The organism is Nonomuraea sp. MG754425 (genome assembly GCF_021699195.1).
Lineage (GTDB): Bacteria > Actinomycetota > Actinomycetes > Streptosporangiales > Streptosporangiaceae > Nonomuraea.
The window spans coordinates 1-15,337 of the sequence record NZ_SSXE01000216.1 but is presented as its reverse complement, the minus strand read 5'-3'; the positions used below and the strand labels follow the sequence as shown (position 1 = coordinate 15,337).

The 15,337-nt window shown below is 66.0% G+C and carries 14 protein-coding genes; 3 read left to right on the top strand and 11 right to left on the bottom strand.

Annotated elements, in window-relative coordinates:
• The first annotated feature begins 268 nt into the window (after positions 1–268).
• Entirely contained in the window at positions 269–1,009 is a 741-nt protein-coding gene (locus FAF44_RS45160) for a hypothetical protein (RefSeq protein ID WP_237109614.1), read from the top strand.
• Between the two features lie 699 nt (positions 1,010–1,708).
• Here FAF44_RS45160 and FAF44_RS56510 read toward each other — a convergent pair.
• The 3 genes from FAF44_RS56510 to FAF44_RS45150 form a co-directional block, all read right to left on the bottom strand.
• Complete coding sequence (locus tag FAF44_RS56510; RefSeq protein ID WP_368857794.1) at positions 1,709–2,023, bottom strand: hypothetical protein; 315 nt, start codon at positions 2,021–2,023, stop codon at positions 1,709–1,711.
• A gap of 448 nt (positions 2,024–2,471) precedes the next feature.
• Entirely contained in the window at positions 2,472–3,203 is a 732-nt protein-coding gene (locus tag FAF44_RS56505) for a transposase (protein ID WP_368857793.1), read from the bottom strand.
• A gap of 229 nt (positions 3,204–3,432) precedes the next feature.
• Complete coding sequence (locus FAF44_RS45150; RefSeq protein ID WP_237109612.1) at positions 3,433–3,705, bottom strand: hypothetical protein; 273 nt, start codon at positions 3,703–3,705, stop codon at positions 3,433–3,435.
• Positions 3,706–4,113: 408 nt separating this feature from the next.
• Here FAF44_RS45150 and FAF44_RS45145 point away from each other — a divergent pair, with 408 nt between their 5' ends.
• Positions 4,114–4,812: an integrase core domain-containing protein gene (locus FAF44_RS45145; protein WP_237109611.1), complete on the top strand. Its 699-nt coding sequence runs from the start codon at positions 4,114–4,116 to the stop codon at positions 4,810–4,812.
• A gap of 251 nt (positions 4,813–5,063) precedes the next feature.
• Here FAF44_RS45145 and FAF44_RS45140 read toward each other — a convergent pair whose 3' ends face one another.
• The 7 genes from FAF44_RS45140 to FAF44_RS45110 all read right to left on the bottom strand — a co-directional run bounded on the left by FAF44_RS45140 (position 5,064) and on the right by FAF44_RS45110 (position 12,755).
• Complete coding sequence (locus FAF44_RS45140) at positions 5,064–5,516, bottom strand: hypothetical protein (protein ID WP_237109610.1); 453 nt, start codon at positions 5,514–5,516, stop codon at positions 5,064–5,066.
• Between the two features lie 297 nt (positions 5,517–5,813).
• On the bottom strand, positions 5,814–7,490 hold the full coding sequence (locus FAF44_RS45135; RefSeq protein ID WP_237109609.1) for a CATRA conflict system CASPASE/TPR repeat-associated protein: 1,677 nt from the start codon (positions 7,488–7,490) through the stop codon (positions 5,814–5,816).
• Positions 7,465–7,806, bottom strand: coding sequence for a CATRA system-associated protein (locus FAF44_RS45130; RefSeq protein WP_237109608.1), 342 nt, complete (start codon positions 7,804–7,806; stop codon positions 7,465–7,467). The genes FAF44_RS45135 and FAF44_RS45130 overlap by 26 nt, the downstream gene beginning before the upstream one ends.
• A 12-nt stretch (positions 7,807–7,818) precedes the next feature.
• Complete coding sequence (locus FAF44_RS45125) at positions 7,819–10,974, bottom strand: CHAT domain-containing protein (protein ID WP_237109607.1); 3,156 nt, start codon at positions 10,972–10,974, stop codon at positions 7,819–7,821.
• Entirely contained in the window at positions 10,971–11,978 is a 1,008-nt protein-coding gene (locus FAF44_RS45120; RefSeq protein ID WP_237109606.1) for an ATP-binding protein, read from the bottom strand. The genes FAF44_RS45125 and FAF44_RS45120 overlap by 4 nt, the downstream gene beginning before the upstream one ends.
• A 140-nt stretch (positions 11,979–12,118) precedes the next feature.
• On the bottom strand, positions 12,119–12,418 hold the full coding sequence (locus FAF44_RS45115; protein WP_237109605.1) for a hypothetical protein: 300 nt from the start codon (positions 12,416–12,418) through the stop codon (positions 12,119–12,121).
• Between the two features lie 13 nt (positions 12,419–12,431).
• Complete coding sequence (locus FAF44_RS45110) at positions 12,432–12,755, bottom strand: hypothetical protein (protein ID WP_237109604.1); 324 nt, start codon at positions 12,753–12,755, stop codon at positions 12,432–12,434.
• Between the two features lie 232 nt (positions 12,756–12,987).
• Between FAF44_RS45110 and FAF44_RS45105 the strand changes: the two genes are divergently transcribed.
• Positions 12,988–14,334: a macro domain-containing protein gene (locus FAF44_RS45105; protein WP_237109603.1), complete on the top strand. Its 1,347-nt coding sequence runs from the start codon at positions 12,988–12,990 to the stop codon at positions 14,332–14,334.
• Between the two features lie 186 nt (positions 14,335–14,520).
• Here the strand turns inward: FAF44_RS45105 and FAF44_RS45100 are convergent, their stop codons facing one another.
• Entirely contained in the window at positions 14,521–14,787 is a 267-nt protein-coding gene (locus FAF44_RS45100) for a hypothetical protein (RefSeq protein WP_237109602.1), read from the bottom strand.
• Positions 14,788–15,337 lie beyond the last annotated feature (550 nt).

The following is a 15,337-nucleotide window of genomic DNA, read 5'->3' as shown; positions in this document are numbered from 1 at the left end:
CTTCGCGGACCAGCTACCAGCCGGGCGAACTCGCGCAGTGCGATCTGTGGTTCCCGCCGGCGCGTATCCCGGTCGGCCCTGATCGGGGGATGAGCCTGCCGGTTCCATTCCCGAGCCGCCTGGCGAATTCGGACAGCCGCAAGACTGCATGGCAAGTGGAGACGTCACGAAGATCGGCAATCACACCGGATCATGGATTCACACATACAATCCGCATCACATCGCCGACTTGAACCCCCACTGGGCCTGATCGCGGAAAGGAAGCATAATGAGAAAGCCCTTGATCTTCACCCTCGCACTTGCAGCGATCACAGCCATGTCTGCATGCAGCGCCGCCAACAACACGGCGGCATCGTCACCCCCAAACCTTTCCTATGCAGAAGGCAAGGGGAGCCTTGACATATCCGTCCTCCGGACAGCGGAGTACGACTTCCCAGCATACGAAACCCCCGAGGCGCTCGCTGCGGATCGACCTATCGTTGCCGCCGGTGTCATCGACGGCTGGCAGCAGGGCCCCATACTCGAAAGTGGTACTGGCACACTTGACTACCGCATCGTTTTGCGGATGCGCGTGACGGAATCAATGAAGGGCGTCAAGGGGAGAGAATCAATTCCTGAGAATCTCATCTTCATTGAACTCTCTCAGGGCGCCGTTCTCAGCGATCCGGCGGTGCCGGCCGATCAATGGAAGCCGTACAAATCTGTTTCGGACTTTGAGAAGGCTTTGCCTGCCGGCACCAAGGTGCTCGCTTTCCCGCGTGAACGGCCGAAACAGGAGCAGTCCATTGCCAACTTGGGCACTCCTCTGCCCCCAGGGGCACAACTGATGCTTGTACCCCCTCAGGGGCTAATACTGGAGGACCCGCAGGTCTCGCAACAGCAGTCGGAAGGATCCACAGCTCTCATCGGCGGCCTAGAACCGCTTAATGTGGGCGGAGCCGCCTGGCTTCAATACAAGAGCGTTCAGGAACTGGTTTCTCATCTGAGAAACCAAGGATTCACCGAATAAAGGATGAGGGGCGGCCAGACTCGTGCATAAATTACTGCGCACTCGGGCCGCATCTCTCTTTGTTTCTCGCTATCTTTCATGAACAAGGCTGAAAACCGGTTCTGAACGTGTGGGGAAACAGTTGGCGAATGGTACGACCACTCCGCACATATCAGCGGCCCGCGATCAGCTCTGAGGGCGAAGCCGCCTGGCTCACAGCGCCACCTGCGCGGGTCTCTGCATCCTGGTGACAAACCTCGGCGGAGCCAGTGTCGGCTTTGGCCTCGATGACTCACGGGGTGGCCAGCCCTCCTGATCGGTTTCGGCAACAGCACATGCGTCCGCTCACACGATGAGCAGCGCGACCGGCGCGGACGCCTTCCCGAGCTCGCCCGCCAAAACGGAACCGGGAGGGCCGTGGTCTTCTCAACGGACGTCGTCACGTTGCCGCCCACCCCGGAACGCCTCAACCAAGACGGAACGATCGATCTGCAACCGTCATCGAGAAGACGATCGAATCCCCGCGAGTCGGGCGCTCATCCTCACCATGGCGTCGCACACGAAAACGGACACCAGTTAAGCCCGCACATGGATCCTGTCCTCACGCCCGCTGACCATCAACCCAAGCTTCGTCCTCAAATTGAGTGGCGCGGAACACGAGGTCACCCGCGTCCAGGTCCTCATCCCGCTCGCTGAGCAGCCGCCCACTGACGCGATCGGCTACCGCTCGATCGAGGTGTACCCGGGCGGCACGCTGGTGTCGTTCATCGGGGTAGGCCTGGCCTCCTGGCACCGCCGCGAGGAGGAGATCGACGACGGCGACTGGTACGACGCCCACGACAGCATCGTGCGCGCCGCCACCGCCGAAGAGGCCGCCCCCGTCCTGGCCGCCGAGGCCAAACGGGCCCGCCGCGCCGCTCTCGCCCGCCGCGTCCGGAACCTGCTCACCGTGAACAGGTACGAGCCCGCCGCCGACTGCCACCGGCCTGTGGCCGAGGAGTTGGCAGGCGTCAGTTTCGGCACCGAGGTGTCCATCCCGGGCAGCGTCGCCGGCACCACCCACCCGACCACGGTGTACGTGGACCAAGAGAGCGGGTTCGTGTGGACCTGGATTCACAACGGGCTCGACAACGACGACTGGTCGGTCAACAACCTCGGCGGCGCCGTCGCGGTGCGTCACCCGCTCACCCCCGAACGACAGGCGCTGATCGCCGACCTGTACGCCGAGTACGACAACCCGGCAGCACTCGCCAAGGAGATCGGCGCCGCCGAGACCGCGGTCGCCGCTCTGCTCGACGCGCGCTGGACCGGCCGACAGATCCGCGACAGCAGGAGGCTGTTCCGCCTGTCCGAACCCGGTGACGGCGCGGCACTGGCCGCGCTCACGCCCGGCCAGTGGCGTGAGGCCGGCTGGTGGGACGAGTTCTGGCGTCCTCCGGGCTTCGCGCCGGGTGACGCCGCCCGGCTGGCTGACGCCGGGATCTCACCGGCCACGGCGCGTGACCTGGGCGGCACTGTGGAGGAGATTCTCGCCGCCGGCCCGCCGCGTCTGCCCGCCGACGCGAGCCGCATCCTGATCCTGCCCCCCGAGGGGGAACGCACGACCAGCATGTGGGCGGTGGCCGGGATGAGCGCCGAGCTGGTGTCGGCCTACCTTGCCGGCTCTGGTGGTGATCAGTTGCGTGATCGACAGGCCGCGCAGCTGCTGACGGAGCGCATCAGGGGCGGTCACGATCAGGGCTTTGAGGCGGCGTTGCGTATCGGCGCGCTGGTCGATGGCGCTGCGTCGGGCGATGCGCAGGTTCCGCAGCGCCTCGATGCGGCCGTCGCGCTGCTTGGGGGTGCCGGTGCGGTCGCCGGCGAGTGCGGCCTTGGCGGCCTGGATCGCGTCGATCGGGTCGGACTTGCCTTGGAACCGTCGGGTTTTGCGGTCGGGCCGGTCGATTTCGATCACGTCGATGTGCTCGGCCTGCAGCAGGCGGGTCAGGCCGGCTCCGTAGACGCCGGTGCCTTCGACCCCGACCCGTGTCAGGTGCCCGAAGGTGCGCATCCAGGTCAGCAGGGCGGTGTATCCGGCTGGGGTGGCGGGGAACTGTTCGGTGCCCAGGACCCGGCCGACCAGGTCGATCACTGCTGCGGTGTGGGTGTCCTGGTGGGTGTCCACGCCGCCGGCGACGTCGTTGATCGGCGCTTTTTCGGGTGTAATGGAGGTCATCGTCGTCCTGTCGTCTCGACCGGGGGCAGGGCGGCACGCACCGGCCGGGCAAGGCGGACAAGACAGTGATGGGGCCTCTGGCCAGGCTCCCATGAAGTCACAGGCGCCACGTCCGGTGAGTGCACATGAGTGCTTCCCGGCCAGGGCCGACAGATCCCGTTGAGGACCCTGCGGTCAGTCAGTCCATGGGTCAAACCCTGGCGGGAGGCGCTCATCTACATCATCACTGTCAGCCCAGGACCTCGAAGCTTTTGGCGTTCCTGCTCGTTTCGGCATAACCGCCGTTTGCCGCAACGGTGGTGAGGGCGGGGCCGGTGCAGTCGCTGGAGGGGTAGATGACGATCTCGCTGTCGGTGTTGTTCTGCCAGGTGTATTTCCAGCCGCTCTGCTGGTAAGGAATCGGCGGCACGACGTAGCAGGACGGGGCGGGGTCGGAGTATCTCTCCAGGGTGAGCATGGCGCTGACCTCGGGGCTCCTGAAAACGGCGCCCGCGTACAACATGCCGGTGGCGTGTGCGGTGCCAAAACTCGTCCATGGCGTCTGACCGGGCCTTCTATCCTCGGCACTCGTGTTCCTACGCCTGCTGTATCTGCTGATGGTCCGGTTCTCGCGCGAGGCGGCACCTCCAAGGACGTGGAGATTTTGGTGCTGCGTCATGAGGTCGCCGTCCTGCGTCGTCAGGCTTCCCGGGCCGCAACCGGACTGGGCCGACCGGGCGCTGCTGGCCGCACTGGCGCGACTGCTGCCCGCACGGCTTCGCCCCCATCGGACCGTGACGCCGGGCACCTTGCTGTCCTGGCACCGCCGGCTGGTCAGCCAACGCTGGACGTACCCGAACGCGGCCGGGCGTCCACCGGTCCCGGATGAGCTACGTCATCTGGTCATCCGGCTGGCCAGGGAGAATCCCCGATGGAGGCACCGGCGGATCCAGGAGGAACTGCTCGGTCTCGGCCATCGAATCGGGGCACCATCCGCCGGATCCTCACCGCGGCCGGCCTCGGCCCAGCTCCACGACAGACCTCACCGACCTGGCGACAGTTCCTCACTTCACAAGCCTCCGGCATCCTGGCCTGCGACTTCCTGCACGTCGACACTGTCTTCCTCAAACGCCTGTACGTCCTGTTCGTCATGGAGATCGAGACACGCCGCGTGCACGTGCTGGGCCTCACCGCCAACCCAACGGGCGCATGGACCACCCAGCAAGCCCGGAACCTGCCGATGGACCTGGGAGACCGCGCCGGCGCGTTCAAGTTCCTCATCCGGGACCGTGACAGCAAGTTCTCCCGCTCCTTCGATGAGGTGTTCACCGCCGCCAGCGTGCGGGCCATCAAGACGCCCGTCCAGTCACCACGGGCGAACGCATTCGCCGAACGGTTCGTGGGAACACTACGCCGAGAGTGCCTCGATCACCTGCTCATCCATAGTGGGCGGCACCTGCGTAAGGTCCTGACCGAGGACGAACACCATTTCCACCATCATCGCCCGCATCAGGGCCGCTCCCTCCGCCCGCCGTTGCACGACCCCAGCGAAGTGATCGACATGGCCTCCCGGATTCACCGTCGAAGGACCGTCACAGGATTGATCAGCGAGTACCGCAGAGCAGCCTGACCGTCCGGCAAGCGCCCAGCTCAGCAGCAGTAGCCGCGTTTGGGCACCGCACACGTTGACGATCTTCCTAGCGATCTCGGCCTCATCCTGTCCACCGGACCGAGGAGAGTCGACACCGGCGACGATGACGACCACCCCCTGGGGACGTCCCAGATGCAGGAAGTCGGCGCTGGTCTCGAGCAACAGGGAACCCTCATGGCGCGCCGCCCTGCGGTCACCGGGCCGATCCGACCGTCATCGCCCAAAGAAGCTCATGAGGAGATGGGCCTGGCCTGCGCTCTGCAGCCGGTCGTCAATCCAGGCGAACGGCGGCCTGCCGTCCTCATATTCGCAGTAGAGGAGCCGCAGCGTAAGCGCCATGCGCGCGCCTCCGTGGTCACGTCGTGGGCCAGACCATGGGCATCTGATGACGTGGCCAGACTTCCGATGACGGTGGACACTCCGCCAGGGCCACGCCCCATGTTGCCCTCCATTTCGATGATCAGCGGCTTGAAGTGTTCGCGGTACTCCGCTCGGTCCATCCTCCGGTAATCGGGATCCAAGTCGGCGTGAGTCACCACGATGATCACCTGGCAACCGGGCTTGACCCGGTCATGAATCCGGCTGGCATCCTCGAGGACGCGCACCCAGCCCGCGCCGTGCTCATGCGTGGTGTTCTCCGCCCTCCGCCGCCTCTCATCCATGAGATGCGTGGCCTTGAGCACGTACAGGACGCAGATCCCCGTCTTCTCGAGGTCCTGCCGGATTCCGTCCAGAGCTCGTCCCGCCCGCTGATGTCCACAACGCTTCGGATGACGATCGGCATCTGGAAGAGGTGCAGGAATGAAGTGGTGACTGCAGTCCGGAAATACTCCTCAGAGATCCTGGTGAGGGTGCGCGTCTGCGCCGGCCTCCAATTCCCGGACAGAGCGCCCTTCAACGTCGTCTTGCCGCTCTGCGACTCTCCAATCAGCAGAAAGTCGCGACGTACAGCGGCCGGGGCCATGAGCATGAGGAACCTGTCAGCGAGGTTCATGAGAATCTCCAGTCTCCGGGAAACGGGATCTGTCCGGCGCGCCCTCCGGCTTCCGCTTCCATGCGGTCGGGCGGCCGAACGGACCGGGCTCCTCGACCTCGGGGGCGGGGGATGCACCGAAGCACCCCGCGACGTGAAGCCGCGAGAGAAGCTTTCGTGCGCTCTCCGCGGTGCCGGTGAGATCGACGTAGTTGAGGCCGGAGAGGTCGCTGGCCTCTCTCATGCGACCGGCCTTCGCGATGATCGTTCGCGTGGGGTACATCATGAGCGCCATGCCGAGCTCGAGGTAGACGTTCGGGCGCGCCTGCATGGCCACCTCGACGTCCTCAAGATCATCCTTATCCGTCACGAGATCGCCGTGGAGCTGGACGGTGTCGTCGGCGGTGAGAAGGACGATGATCGCGCCGGCCGAGGCGAGCCCCTTCGCGATCACACTCCGAAGATAGGGAGTCGGCTGGCCAGTCTCCCGCACGACCGATTCCCATTCCAGCGGTTGCAGCCCCACGCTCCGCAGGAAGGCGAAGAGTTGCCCGCACAGTTCGAGGTCACGACCATGCACGACGAAGACTCTGCGCCTGTCGTAGTCGGGATCGGTGGCGTCGGACTCCGCTTCCACGCTCACCAGAGAAGCTGCGGTATCGGCCATTTCGAGGAACCGGACCTCATCCGCAAGGTTCCCGTGGAACCAGGCCGCCAGGTAGCGGTCTTCTGCGAACAAGCCGCGGTCGACGGCCTCGATTCCGGCGGCCCCCAGTGCGCTTGCCATGTTATCCATGATCATTTCAGTGGCGAGCTCCATGGTCTTCACCATGGCGACGGCCTCGGCCTTCTCCGCGGTGGGCATCGGACGACGCAACGCTTCATGATCGCGGCTCCAGACCCGCACCTGGTGGCGCAGCTTCGCGGCATGCAGAAGGTACCGTCCCAGCTGTGGAATCGAGGCGGTGCCCGCCGACCAGATCAGCGCGCTGAAGTCGGCGTCACGGCGCCCGTCCCCGATGGCCAGCAATCGCCTGTCCACCCGGCCAGCGATCCCAGGTTCGATCTCCCACAGAATGCAGTTCGCTCCTGTGTCGACGCCCCTGTCGCACCAGTCCGTCGTCGCCCCGGCCCGTCCGGTCGGAAGGGCCGGCAGAAGGGCGCAGGCGTAGTCCCGCAAGGCTCCCGGCTCGCCGAGTACCTGAGCAGATGACAGTTCTTCGAGAGTCGCGGCGTAGAGGTGAACAACGCCCATCAGGCGGTCTTTCACCGGTTCGATGATCGAAAGAAGCGGTTCCTCGGCCGCCTGCCAGCCCGGCAGGCGCGATCCGGCGACGGGCGCGGGCACCACGACCGAGAGGTTCAGTGTGTCGTGATGCCGTCGTACCAGTGCCTGGCCGGTTCGCTCCGGGTTCGTCCGCGCCGCGACGAGAACGGCCGGCCGCGTCGGGTCGGGGAAAGGCGGCAGCTGAGCCACCGCGCCGGGCAGGGAGTCCGGCACGCCGAGTTCGGGGACGGCTTGGTCCAGTTGGAAGGTGTCTCGCGCACCTGTCCAGATCCGGCGCACGGCCGCGTAGCCGTGCTCTGGATCGATACCTCCGGTGTGGACGAAGACATGGAGAACGTGGTGTGCTTCCTTCACCGCTGGTGTGGTCACCTCAACCCGTTTCCGCTCGGCGGGCATCGGACACCGTGGCCTCCGTCGGCATGACCAGACTTTCCGCCAGGCGGTTGAGACGCTCCCTGACCTCGTCGGGGACAGGCTCGCCGTTGGTCGTGGCGAGGACGATGCGATCACCTGACGCCGCGTCGAGACGGCCGACGAGGACCGCCGGGATCTGCCCGGTCGTGGGTTCGAGGGACGCCTCGATCTCGGCGAGAATCCCATCAACAACCCGCCAGGCGGTGGGGGCGAGCAGCCGGCCGCCGATCGCCGTGAGGACGTCGAGGAATTCCATGCGCTCGTCAGGGTCTCTGGGATACATGCGAATTGCCGTCATAGCGGTTTCCTCTCAGCCGTGCTGAGGGGCCGACGCCGCATCCGCGGAACCAGGCCCATGGTGGGTGAAACAGGAGTAGTCGGAGACGGGATAGCCGAAGCCGTCGCGGCACTCGCGGACGGCGGCGTGGAGGGACGCCGCCGGATCAGCCCCCTTGGCGAGTTCCCTGTAGAAGTGACCCGCGACCAGCCTGGCCAGCAGATCGGGGACGGGCCACAGGGTGGAGACGACGTGCCGAAATCCAGCGACCTGCATCGCGGCGGCCAGGGTCAGTCCTTCGTCCGCCAGAACCGCTCCCGCCGCGCCGGTCGAGCAGGCCGACAGGTACGCGAGATCCGCGTCGGTGCCGCCAGCCTCAATGATGTCACCGATGGTGAGTCTCCCATCGGGCAACAGCAGAAATGCCTGAGTCGGACGGAACGCATCAGCGAACCCATGGCAGGCGAAGTGCGCCGTCCTGGCCTCCGGTAGTCGAGCAAGCACCGCGGACTTGGTCGCGGCCTCGTCGAGAAGTGGCTCGGCCTGATGGGCCTTCACCACCTGCCTGATCTCTTGGGCGACCCCTGTCAACGGTTCTGCCCCAGGGGCCCGCGAAACGCCGACGGCCAGACGGTCCGCCGGTCCACCGACCCGCGGTTCGTGCGGACGTCGAGCGTGGAGCAGTGCCCGCAGGTTCATCGCGTAGGAGGAAATGACACGATCGAGCGCTGCTCCGCCGGGTTCGGGTGCCAAGTACGCGCCTACGGCGTGCAGGGGGAAGGCCACGAAAGGCCCACAGGGGATCCAGGTCACTCGCGGCCAGGTACCCCCGGCCGGAGGGGTTCGATCATGGCCGAGCCGATCAAGCACGGGCCTGACGACGGCCCGCCAAGCCCAGGTGAGGATGACCGAAACACAACGGCTGACGATCTCGGCGCTGTCGAGCGGCCATATCAGCCCATCGGTCTCCGCCGACCAGCCGGCGGGGAACCACAGTGTCGCCGGATCGAATGAATCCCCGAGGTTCTCCGGGTGGGTGACCGCGGCGAGCACCGTGGCCGCGCGGACCGCCGACTCGACATCGGCCGCGGGCAGCTCCAAGGTCTCCAGCGCGCCACCGCGCATGATCAAGGCTATTCCCTTGGTCGGAGTGGCGGTGAGAGTGACAATCGTGTCGTCTCCGACGACTGCGGACACCTGTGCGAAGTCCACCGGCCGGTCGAAGTCGGCGAACCCGTCGACCGCCCTGATCTCCTCGACCAGCGACCGCCAGGTCTCGTTCGCGGCCTTGCGCCGTGCGACGTCCGCCTCGTAGGCGAGGCCGTGATGCCGGGGTGGTGCTTCGACCAGCGCTGCCCGGACCTCGGCTGCCTTCGCCGCCAGGTCCGGCCTTGGCCGGCGAAGCCGGGCCGCCGCCTCACTCAAGGCAAGCTCCTGTGCGAAGACTACTCCGCGTCCGCGCTCCAGCACCTCCAATGCTCGATCGGGCAGCCCTGCCTCAAGGTAAGTGTGTGCGGCCGCCGCGGCCAGCCCTTGAAACCGGATGAGCCGCTGTCCGCGGTCCGCCCGGTCGACGCGTAGCGAGACCGCGAGGGGGACCAGGGCCAGAGCCTCTTCACGATCGCGAGCCGCCTCCGCCCAGGCGCCTAGGCGCGCGTGCAGGGAACCCGAAAGCGCGAGAGCGTCAAGGCGCCCACCGAGATCTCCCCGCATGACGGGGTCGGCTTTGTATGCCAGCTCCAACGCCTCTACCACGTCGGAACTGCCTGGCCGGAATGCGGCGTAGCCGTATTCGCTGTCGTGTCGGCGCATCAGGAGAAGTGCGAGCGTCCATGACGCCGAGCCGCCGTACTGCGTGCCGCTGCTGCACCCGAGGGCGTCGCGTGCCTTTGCGATCGCCTCGTCAAGGTCCTTGGCGGCGCCTCGAGCACCGAAGCGCTCGCTGAGGCCTTCGGCGAGGCCGAGCAGTGCGGCCGGGCGATCGATCTCGCCGGTTCCGGCGTGAGTGACCACGCGAGCGGCCTCCGCAACGGCTTCGTCGAGATCCGAACCGTTCCCCTGGACCCTGAAGCGTGCCAGCAAGGCCCTCGCCCGCTGGTGGCGAGCGGCAGAGCCCGCCGGGAGATCTCCGCCAGCGCCCTCGGCGATCTCGACCGCCTTGCCGAACCAATCGATCGCCTCGCTCAGGAGTAGCAGATCTCGGCGTGCCTCGGACGTCATTCTGCAGACGATTCCGGTCTGAAGCATGGCCTCCGCCAGATAGCCGGGTCCGAGGTGGGTGAGGCTCACCGCAAGCCGCATTCGCTCCAGTCCTCTGTCCAGATCGGTTTCGCCCCCCACCAGATCTCGGCGGATCAGCAGGCAGGTCATGGACTGGACCAGCAGTCTGACCCGGAAAGGATGGCCGTCCGAAATCCGCTCCAATGCCGTCTCCATCAGTCCGATCGCCTGGTCCAGCGGCGCGGAATCGCCCGTGGCCATGGCGAGCAGCCTCATGCTCTGGCAGCCCTCGGCCAGCACCCGGACCTTGCCGGGATGATCCGGGGGCATCAGGTCGAAGGCCCGGCCGAGAGCCTGGACGGATTCGGCGAGCAGCGCCGAATCGGCGTCGCGCTCGTGCTGGAGGATCAGCGTGGTACCCAGCGCTTCGAGATCGGCCGCGTCGGGGACGTCCGACGCGACGGCCCGCCGCGCGATGTCGACCGCCCGGTCGAGATCGGCGTCAGTGCCCGTCATCCGCCAGCGATGGACAAGCATGTCGGTGAGGACCAAGGTCAGGGTCGCCCCCGGCATGCCCAGCGGATCGGCATAGGTCGGCCCGCCCGAGCCAGGGTGGATCTGCGCCTCTTCCAGCAACCGGATGGCCCAGTCTCGATCGGATGCCTTGCCCCAGATCTTGTGGGCGACGGCGAGGATCGTGGCGAGGAGCACCATGCTCTGGCCGCGCGCCTCTGGCGGGACGCCGGGTGCGTCAGCGGCCGTCAGTGCGGCCTCGGCGTGCTGGCGGGCCCGCCTCAGCCCGTCGGAGTCGGAGCTGAGATGGAAGCGGTGCGCCTCCAGCTCTGCGAGCCGGAGCTGGATTCCCAGCTGGCGGGGATCGCCCGGGCGTGCTGCGGCGGCATCGCGGGCCGTCTCTTCAATGGCGGCATCGAGGACTTCCGGATCCCAGGAGTTGGGAGCGCCGTTCATTCCGTAGCCCCTTCCATTCCGTTCGCTCCGGTGATCAGCCGAGCGGCGATCTTCGGGGCCAGCGAGTGCAGCCCGTCCGGCGTCGATTTCTCCGTGCCGGTGAACTCCGGACGCCGAGCCAGGAACTGCGCCAAGGCGATGCGAACGTCGGCCGCCTGAACGCTGCCCTCCGCTCCTCCGCGCCGAGCGGCCGTGATCGCGGCGTCCTCGACAACGTGCTTCACGTCCCGGCCGACGATCCCGTCGGTATCGGCGAGCAGATCCAGATCGGCATCGGTGAGAGTGTGCGGCAGCGCCGCCGGCAGGTGTGTGCGCCAGAGCTCACGGCGGGCCGTATGGTCGGGATCGGGGATGTGGACGTGGTGCAACCGGCTGAGGAAGGCCGGATCGTAGCTCCCGATCAGATTGGTGGCGAAGATCGCCAGTCCTTCGAACCGGTCCAGATGCTGGACGAGCTCACCGCGCATCGTGTTGACGGCCTGCTCGGAACCCTGCCCTACGCTCTCGAACCGTCGCGAGAGCAGGGTTTCCGCCTCATCGACGAACAGAACGGCGTCGGCACACCGGGCAGCCTCGAACAGCGCGTTCAGGTATTTGCCGCCCTCCCCGTGGTACTTGCTCTCCAGCTGCGACGCCCGCACCGGCAGGACACGCTTGCCGAGCTCCGCGGCGAGTGCATGCGCGACGGTGGTCTTCCCCGTTCCTGGCGACCCGTGCAGGCTCAGCGCCGAGTGCGGGTGCGGTTCGATCTCACGCAGTCCCCACTCGTCGTAGACCAAGGCACGGAGCCGGATCCGGTCCATCGCGAGGTGCAGGGCCTCCCATACCTCCGGCGGAAGAACGAGCTGTTCCAGCCGGTAGGCGGGCTCGACCGAAACGAAGTAGGACATCCGCCGTTCCAGATCGAGCACCCCGTCCGGCGCGGCCTCGGGCGGGACTTCGACGATCGCACCACGCCGCATCACCCGGAGATCGACCCTGTCGATACCGGTCTCAGAGAACAACTCGGCCGCATACCTAAGAACCCTGCTCGTGAAGACCGCACGAGGCCCGGCTGGCAAATCTTCGGGCAAGCAGCTCACCTCAAGGCGACCCGCGCTGACCTGGTCCCCCTTTTTCACATCAACCTCCTTGTCACTTCTTCTCACTCGTAGACGACCAGATCGTTCACCGCGTGTTCGCGTTTGATCCGGCCGTCCACGGACGCGGCACTGATCCGCCGGGCCTGCTCGACCTCGTTCGAACGCTTGTTGAATACACCTTGGACCAACGTGTAGCGATTGTTGTCGAGCGCGGTCCGCAGGGTGAATGCGACGTTGTCGGGGTTCTCCACACGAGTGTGATCAAGGAACCACCGAATCAGCTCCGAATAGGCGAGCTGTAGAAGCCTGACGACGACCTCGATGACGACGGCCGCCAGGGCGCCCAGAATAATCTCCAGCACCTGCCGGTTCCCTTCATTCGATAATGATCATGTCGGCGCCACCGAAGAGTTCCGTCAGCTCCTCATCACAGCGGGCCGCCAGGACGGACTTCGCGGCCATCAGACGGCCGTGGGCGTCGAACACCGGTGCGTCGTGCTCGTCGATGTAGAAGAGGCGGTAGTACCAGCGGCCGGCGGCCCGCTCGCGACACAGCACGCCGCGCGCTCCTCGTACCCCGGGCCGGTGAAGTGCCAGGTACTCGACGACCTCCCCATAGGTCAGGATGCCGATAGGGTCCGCGATCCTCGACGCGCTACGAGACCACAGCTCCCTTAGATTCTCGAGAAGACCATCCACCGGGCTCCGCCGAGAATCGGCGTTCGATGCTGAACTTCCGGAATGCGCGTGAGAGTCGAGTGGTTTCGCATGATCATCAGGCACTGAAGCCCCCTTCCTTGGTTCCTCTCGGCGGTGCATCGCCATCACCGACCATGGAAATCCATCGGCTGCTGACGGTGAAACCACCGGACCGCCGGAAAGCCGATGGCACCTTGATGATGAACTGATGTCCGGGGCATAATCTGGAGCCGTGGCGAAAATCGAGCTGCAGTTGATGGGCCGCGCGACCCTGGCCCGTGATGGAATCCCCCAGCATCTTGAGCCGCGAGCCATGGCCGTTCTTATCCGGCTCACCCGCGATCTCGGCCAACCGGTTCGGCTGGAGACCCTGATCACCGAGGTGATCCGAACCGTCGCTCGCAGACCGGGATCGGCTTCGACCCGGGATGAGAAGCTCTACCTTTACCGGTGCGTTTCCCAGATCCGGAAGGCTCTGGACCCGCAGCGCGGGAAGGACACGGAGCTACTGACAAAGGACCATGGCCGGAACTCCGGCTACCAGCTCAACCTCTCCGCCGATGCGATCGACGCGACCAGATTCGAGCGGCTCATCCTAGATTCGTACTCGCTTGGGCAACTGCACGCGATGGGTCAGTTGCGCTCAGCCCTCGACCTGTGGACCGGCCGACCGCTGGTCGACGTCGTGGATTTCGGCTGGGCCGGGCAGTGGGTCGCACACCTGGAAGAGCTGCGCGACCTGGCGCGTTCGCGGTTGATCGAGCACTATCAAGTGGCGGAACTGTACGGTGAGGCCCTCGACCTGGCCGCATCCATCGTCCGCGAGAACCCTGACGACCGGGAGGCACGCGCATTGCTGGCCTCCCTGGCCGGTAGAGGCACCGCGACAGGCTTGAACCGCCGGTATCCGACCGGCATCGCGAACACCGAGATCACCGTCCGTGTCGGCGACCTGCTGGCACAGGACGACGCCCATCTGGTCATCGGCTTCGGCGACACCTTCGAGACGGACACCGTCGACAACCTCATCGTCAGCCGCAGCAGCCTCAACGGGCAGCTGGTGCACGGCCTCTACGCCGGCGCCCACGAGGCGCTGGACAAGGAGATAGCAGCGGCGTTGGCGAACGTGCCCAGCATTCTGGAAAGCCGCACTGACAAGCCGAGCGGCAACCTGCGGCGCTATCCCGTCGGCACAGTGGCGACACTCAATCAGGCGAATCGCCACATCTTCGCCCTCGCCTACAGCAGGATCGGAAACGACAACCGAGCAAGCTCCAGCCTCGATGATCTCGGCAAGGCGCTCAGCTCTTTGTGGCCCGCCGTCGAGTACTTCGGCCAGCGCCGCCCCATCGCACTCGGCGTGCTGGGCAGCGGCCTCGCCCGGATCGACGATCAAGAACACCCTGCCCTCATCGAACTGATCGTCTCCAGCTTTCTCCAGTACCAGGCCCAGGCGAGAACGGCCGAAGAACTACGCATCATCGTGCAGCCACGGGATGCCGACCGCCTCTCCCCAGGGGCCGTGGAGACCGCCGTCCTCCGGGCGATCGAGGCCCACGCCCGAACTCGCGCCGACTAGCTAGTCCGGATGGTCTCGTCCCGGTCGCGCACCTGGAGCGAGACGACGGTGTACAGGTTCCAAGCGTCTGCGTTGGTCTCCGAGTGCGCAAGCAGGACCCCGAAGCTGGCTTCAGTCCACCGCAGCGGCGATTGTGGGTTGGGAACGCTCGATATCCCACAACTCTCGACTGTCGGAATACGGGTCTCAACCGCCCGCAACGCTCGAAATCACTGAGAGAAGCACCGCGCCCAGCGCGGATCCACTCGCGTTGGCCAGGATCCCCCTGAGCCGCTCCGGGTTGGGGTCCTCCTCCTGTGCAACCAGCTCCAGCTGATCAGCGACACGGATGATCTCGGCGGTTGGGGCGTCCGTCATTCCAAGCAGGGGGCCGGCTTCGCGCAGCGCCCGAGCGAGAACGATCAGGGCCTGGGTGTTAGCCCCCGAGGCAGTTTTCGGCAGATCACCAAACATGACGCCTTCAATGGACTGGGGCCGAGGCTCCGGGCCACACTCCCGCCTCTTTGATCGAGGCCACGTACCGTCGTCCTGATCGTGTGATGGCGACTGTCGGCGATGCTGCTGACCGAGGATGCCAGAGAGGGCGGCGCGGTGATGGTGGACGTGGAGGCAGCGACACTCCGCTGCCTAGGGTGAAGATCGGATTGGTCGGTAGCCTCCGCCCCCTGGCAGCCGGCGCTGCGCACGCTCATGCTGGCGCAGCAGCCGCAGGGTCTCCGGATCGAGTGCCAACGTCCGCCAGCTCGCCACGCATGACTGCTCGGTGGTTGCTTGTCCACGTTTGGCCGCCTTGCGGGTCGAGGCCTCGCGGCAACACATAGCCGCGTCGAGAAAGGGGCGAATGGCACATAATGGCGATGGTCAAGAACACATGGTTGCTCGGTGGTTGCTCGCATGTACGCGATGGAGTTGGCCCAGTTTGGTAGACACCTGATCTCTGGGGAACCCTGGTCCCCGGAAGAAGGAGTCTGCAGTGCCAAACAACTATCCGCCGGAGTTTCGC

Bases quoted from the DNA above. Each gene is read 5' to 3' on its own strand.
- FAF44_RS45130 (WP_237109608.1), bottom strand. From the start codon at position 7,806: ATGACGGCAATTCGCATGTATCCCAGAGACCCTGACGAGCGCATGGAA.
- FAF44_RS45150 (WP_237109612.1), bottom strand. From the start codon at position 3,705: ATGTTGTACGCGGGCGCCGTTTTCAGGAGCCCCGAGGTCAGCGCCATG.
- FAF44_RS45100 (WP_237109602.1), bottom strand. From the start codon at position 14,787: ATGTTTGGTGATCTGCCGAAAACTGCCTCGGGGGCTAACACCCAGGCC.
- FAF44_RS45145 (WP_237109611.1), top strand. From the start codon at position 4,114: ATGGAGGCACCGGCGGATCCAGGAGGAACTGCTCGGTCTCGGCCATCG.
- FAF44_RS56505 (WP_368857793.1), bottom strand. From the start codon at position 3,203: ATGACCTCCATTACACCCGAAAAAGCGCCGATCAACGACGTCGCCGGC.
- FAF44_RS45135 (WP_237109609.1), bottom strand. From the start codon at position 7,490: ATGCCCGCCGAGCGGAAACGGGTTGAGGTGACCACACCAGCGGTGAAG.
- FAF44_RS56510 (WP_368857794.1), bottom strand. From the start codon at position 2,023: ATGGACACCTCGGTGCCGAAACTGACGCCTGCCAACTCCTCGGCCACA.
- FAF44_RS45125 (WP_237109607.1), bottom strand. From the start codon at position 10,974: ATGAACGGCGCTCCCAACTCCTGGGATCCGGAAGTCCTCGATGCCGCC.
- FAF44_RS45160 (WP_237109614.1), top strand. From the start codon at position 269: ATGAGAAAGCCCTTGATCTTCACCCTCGCACTTGCAGCGATCACAGCC.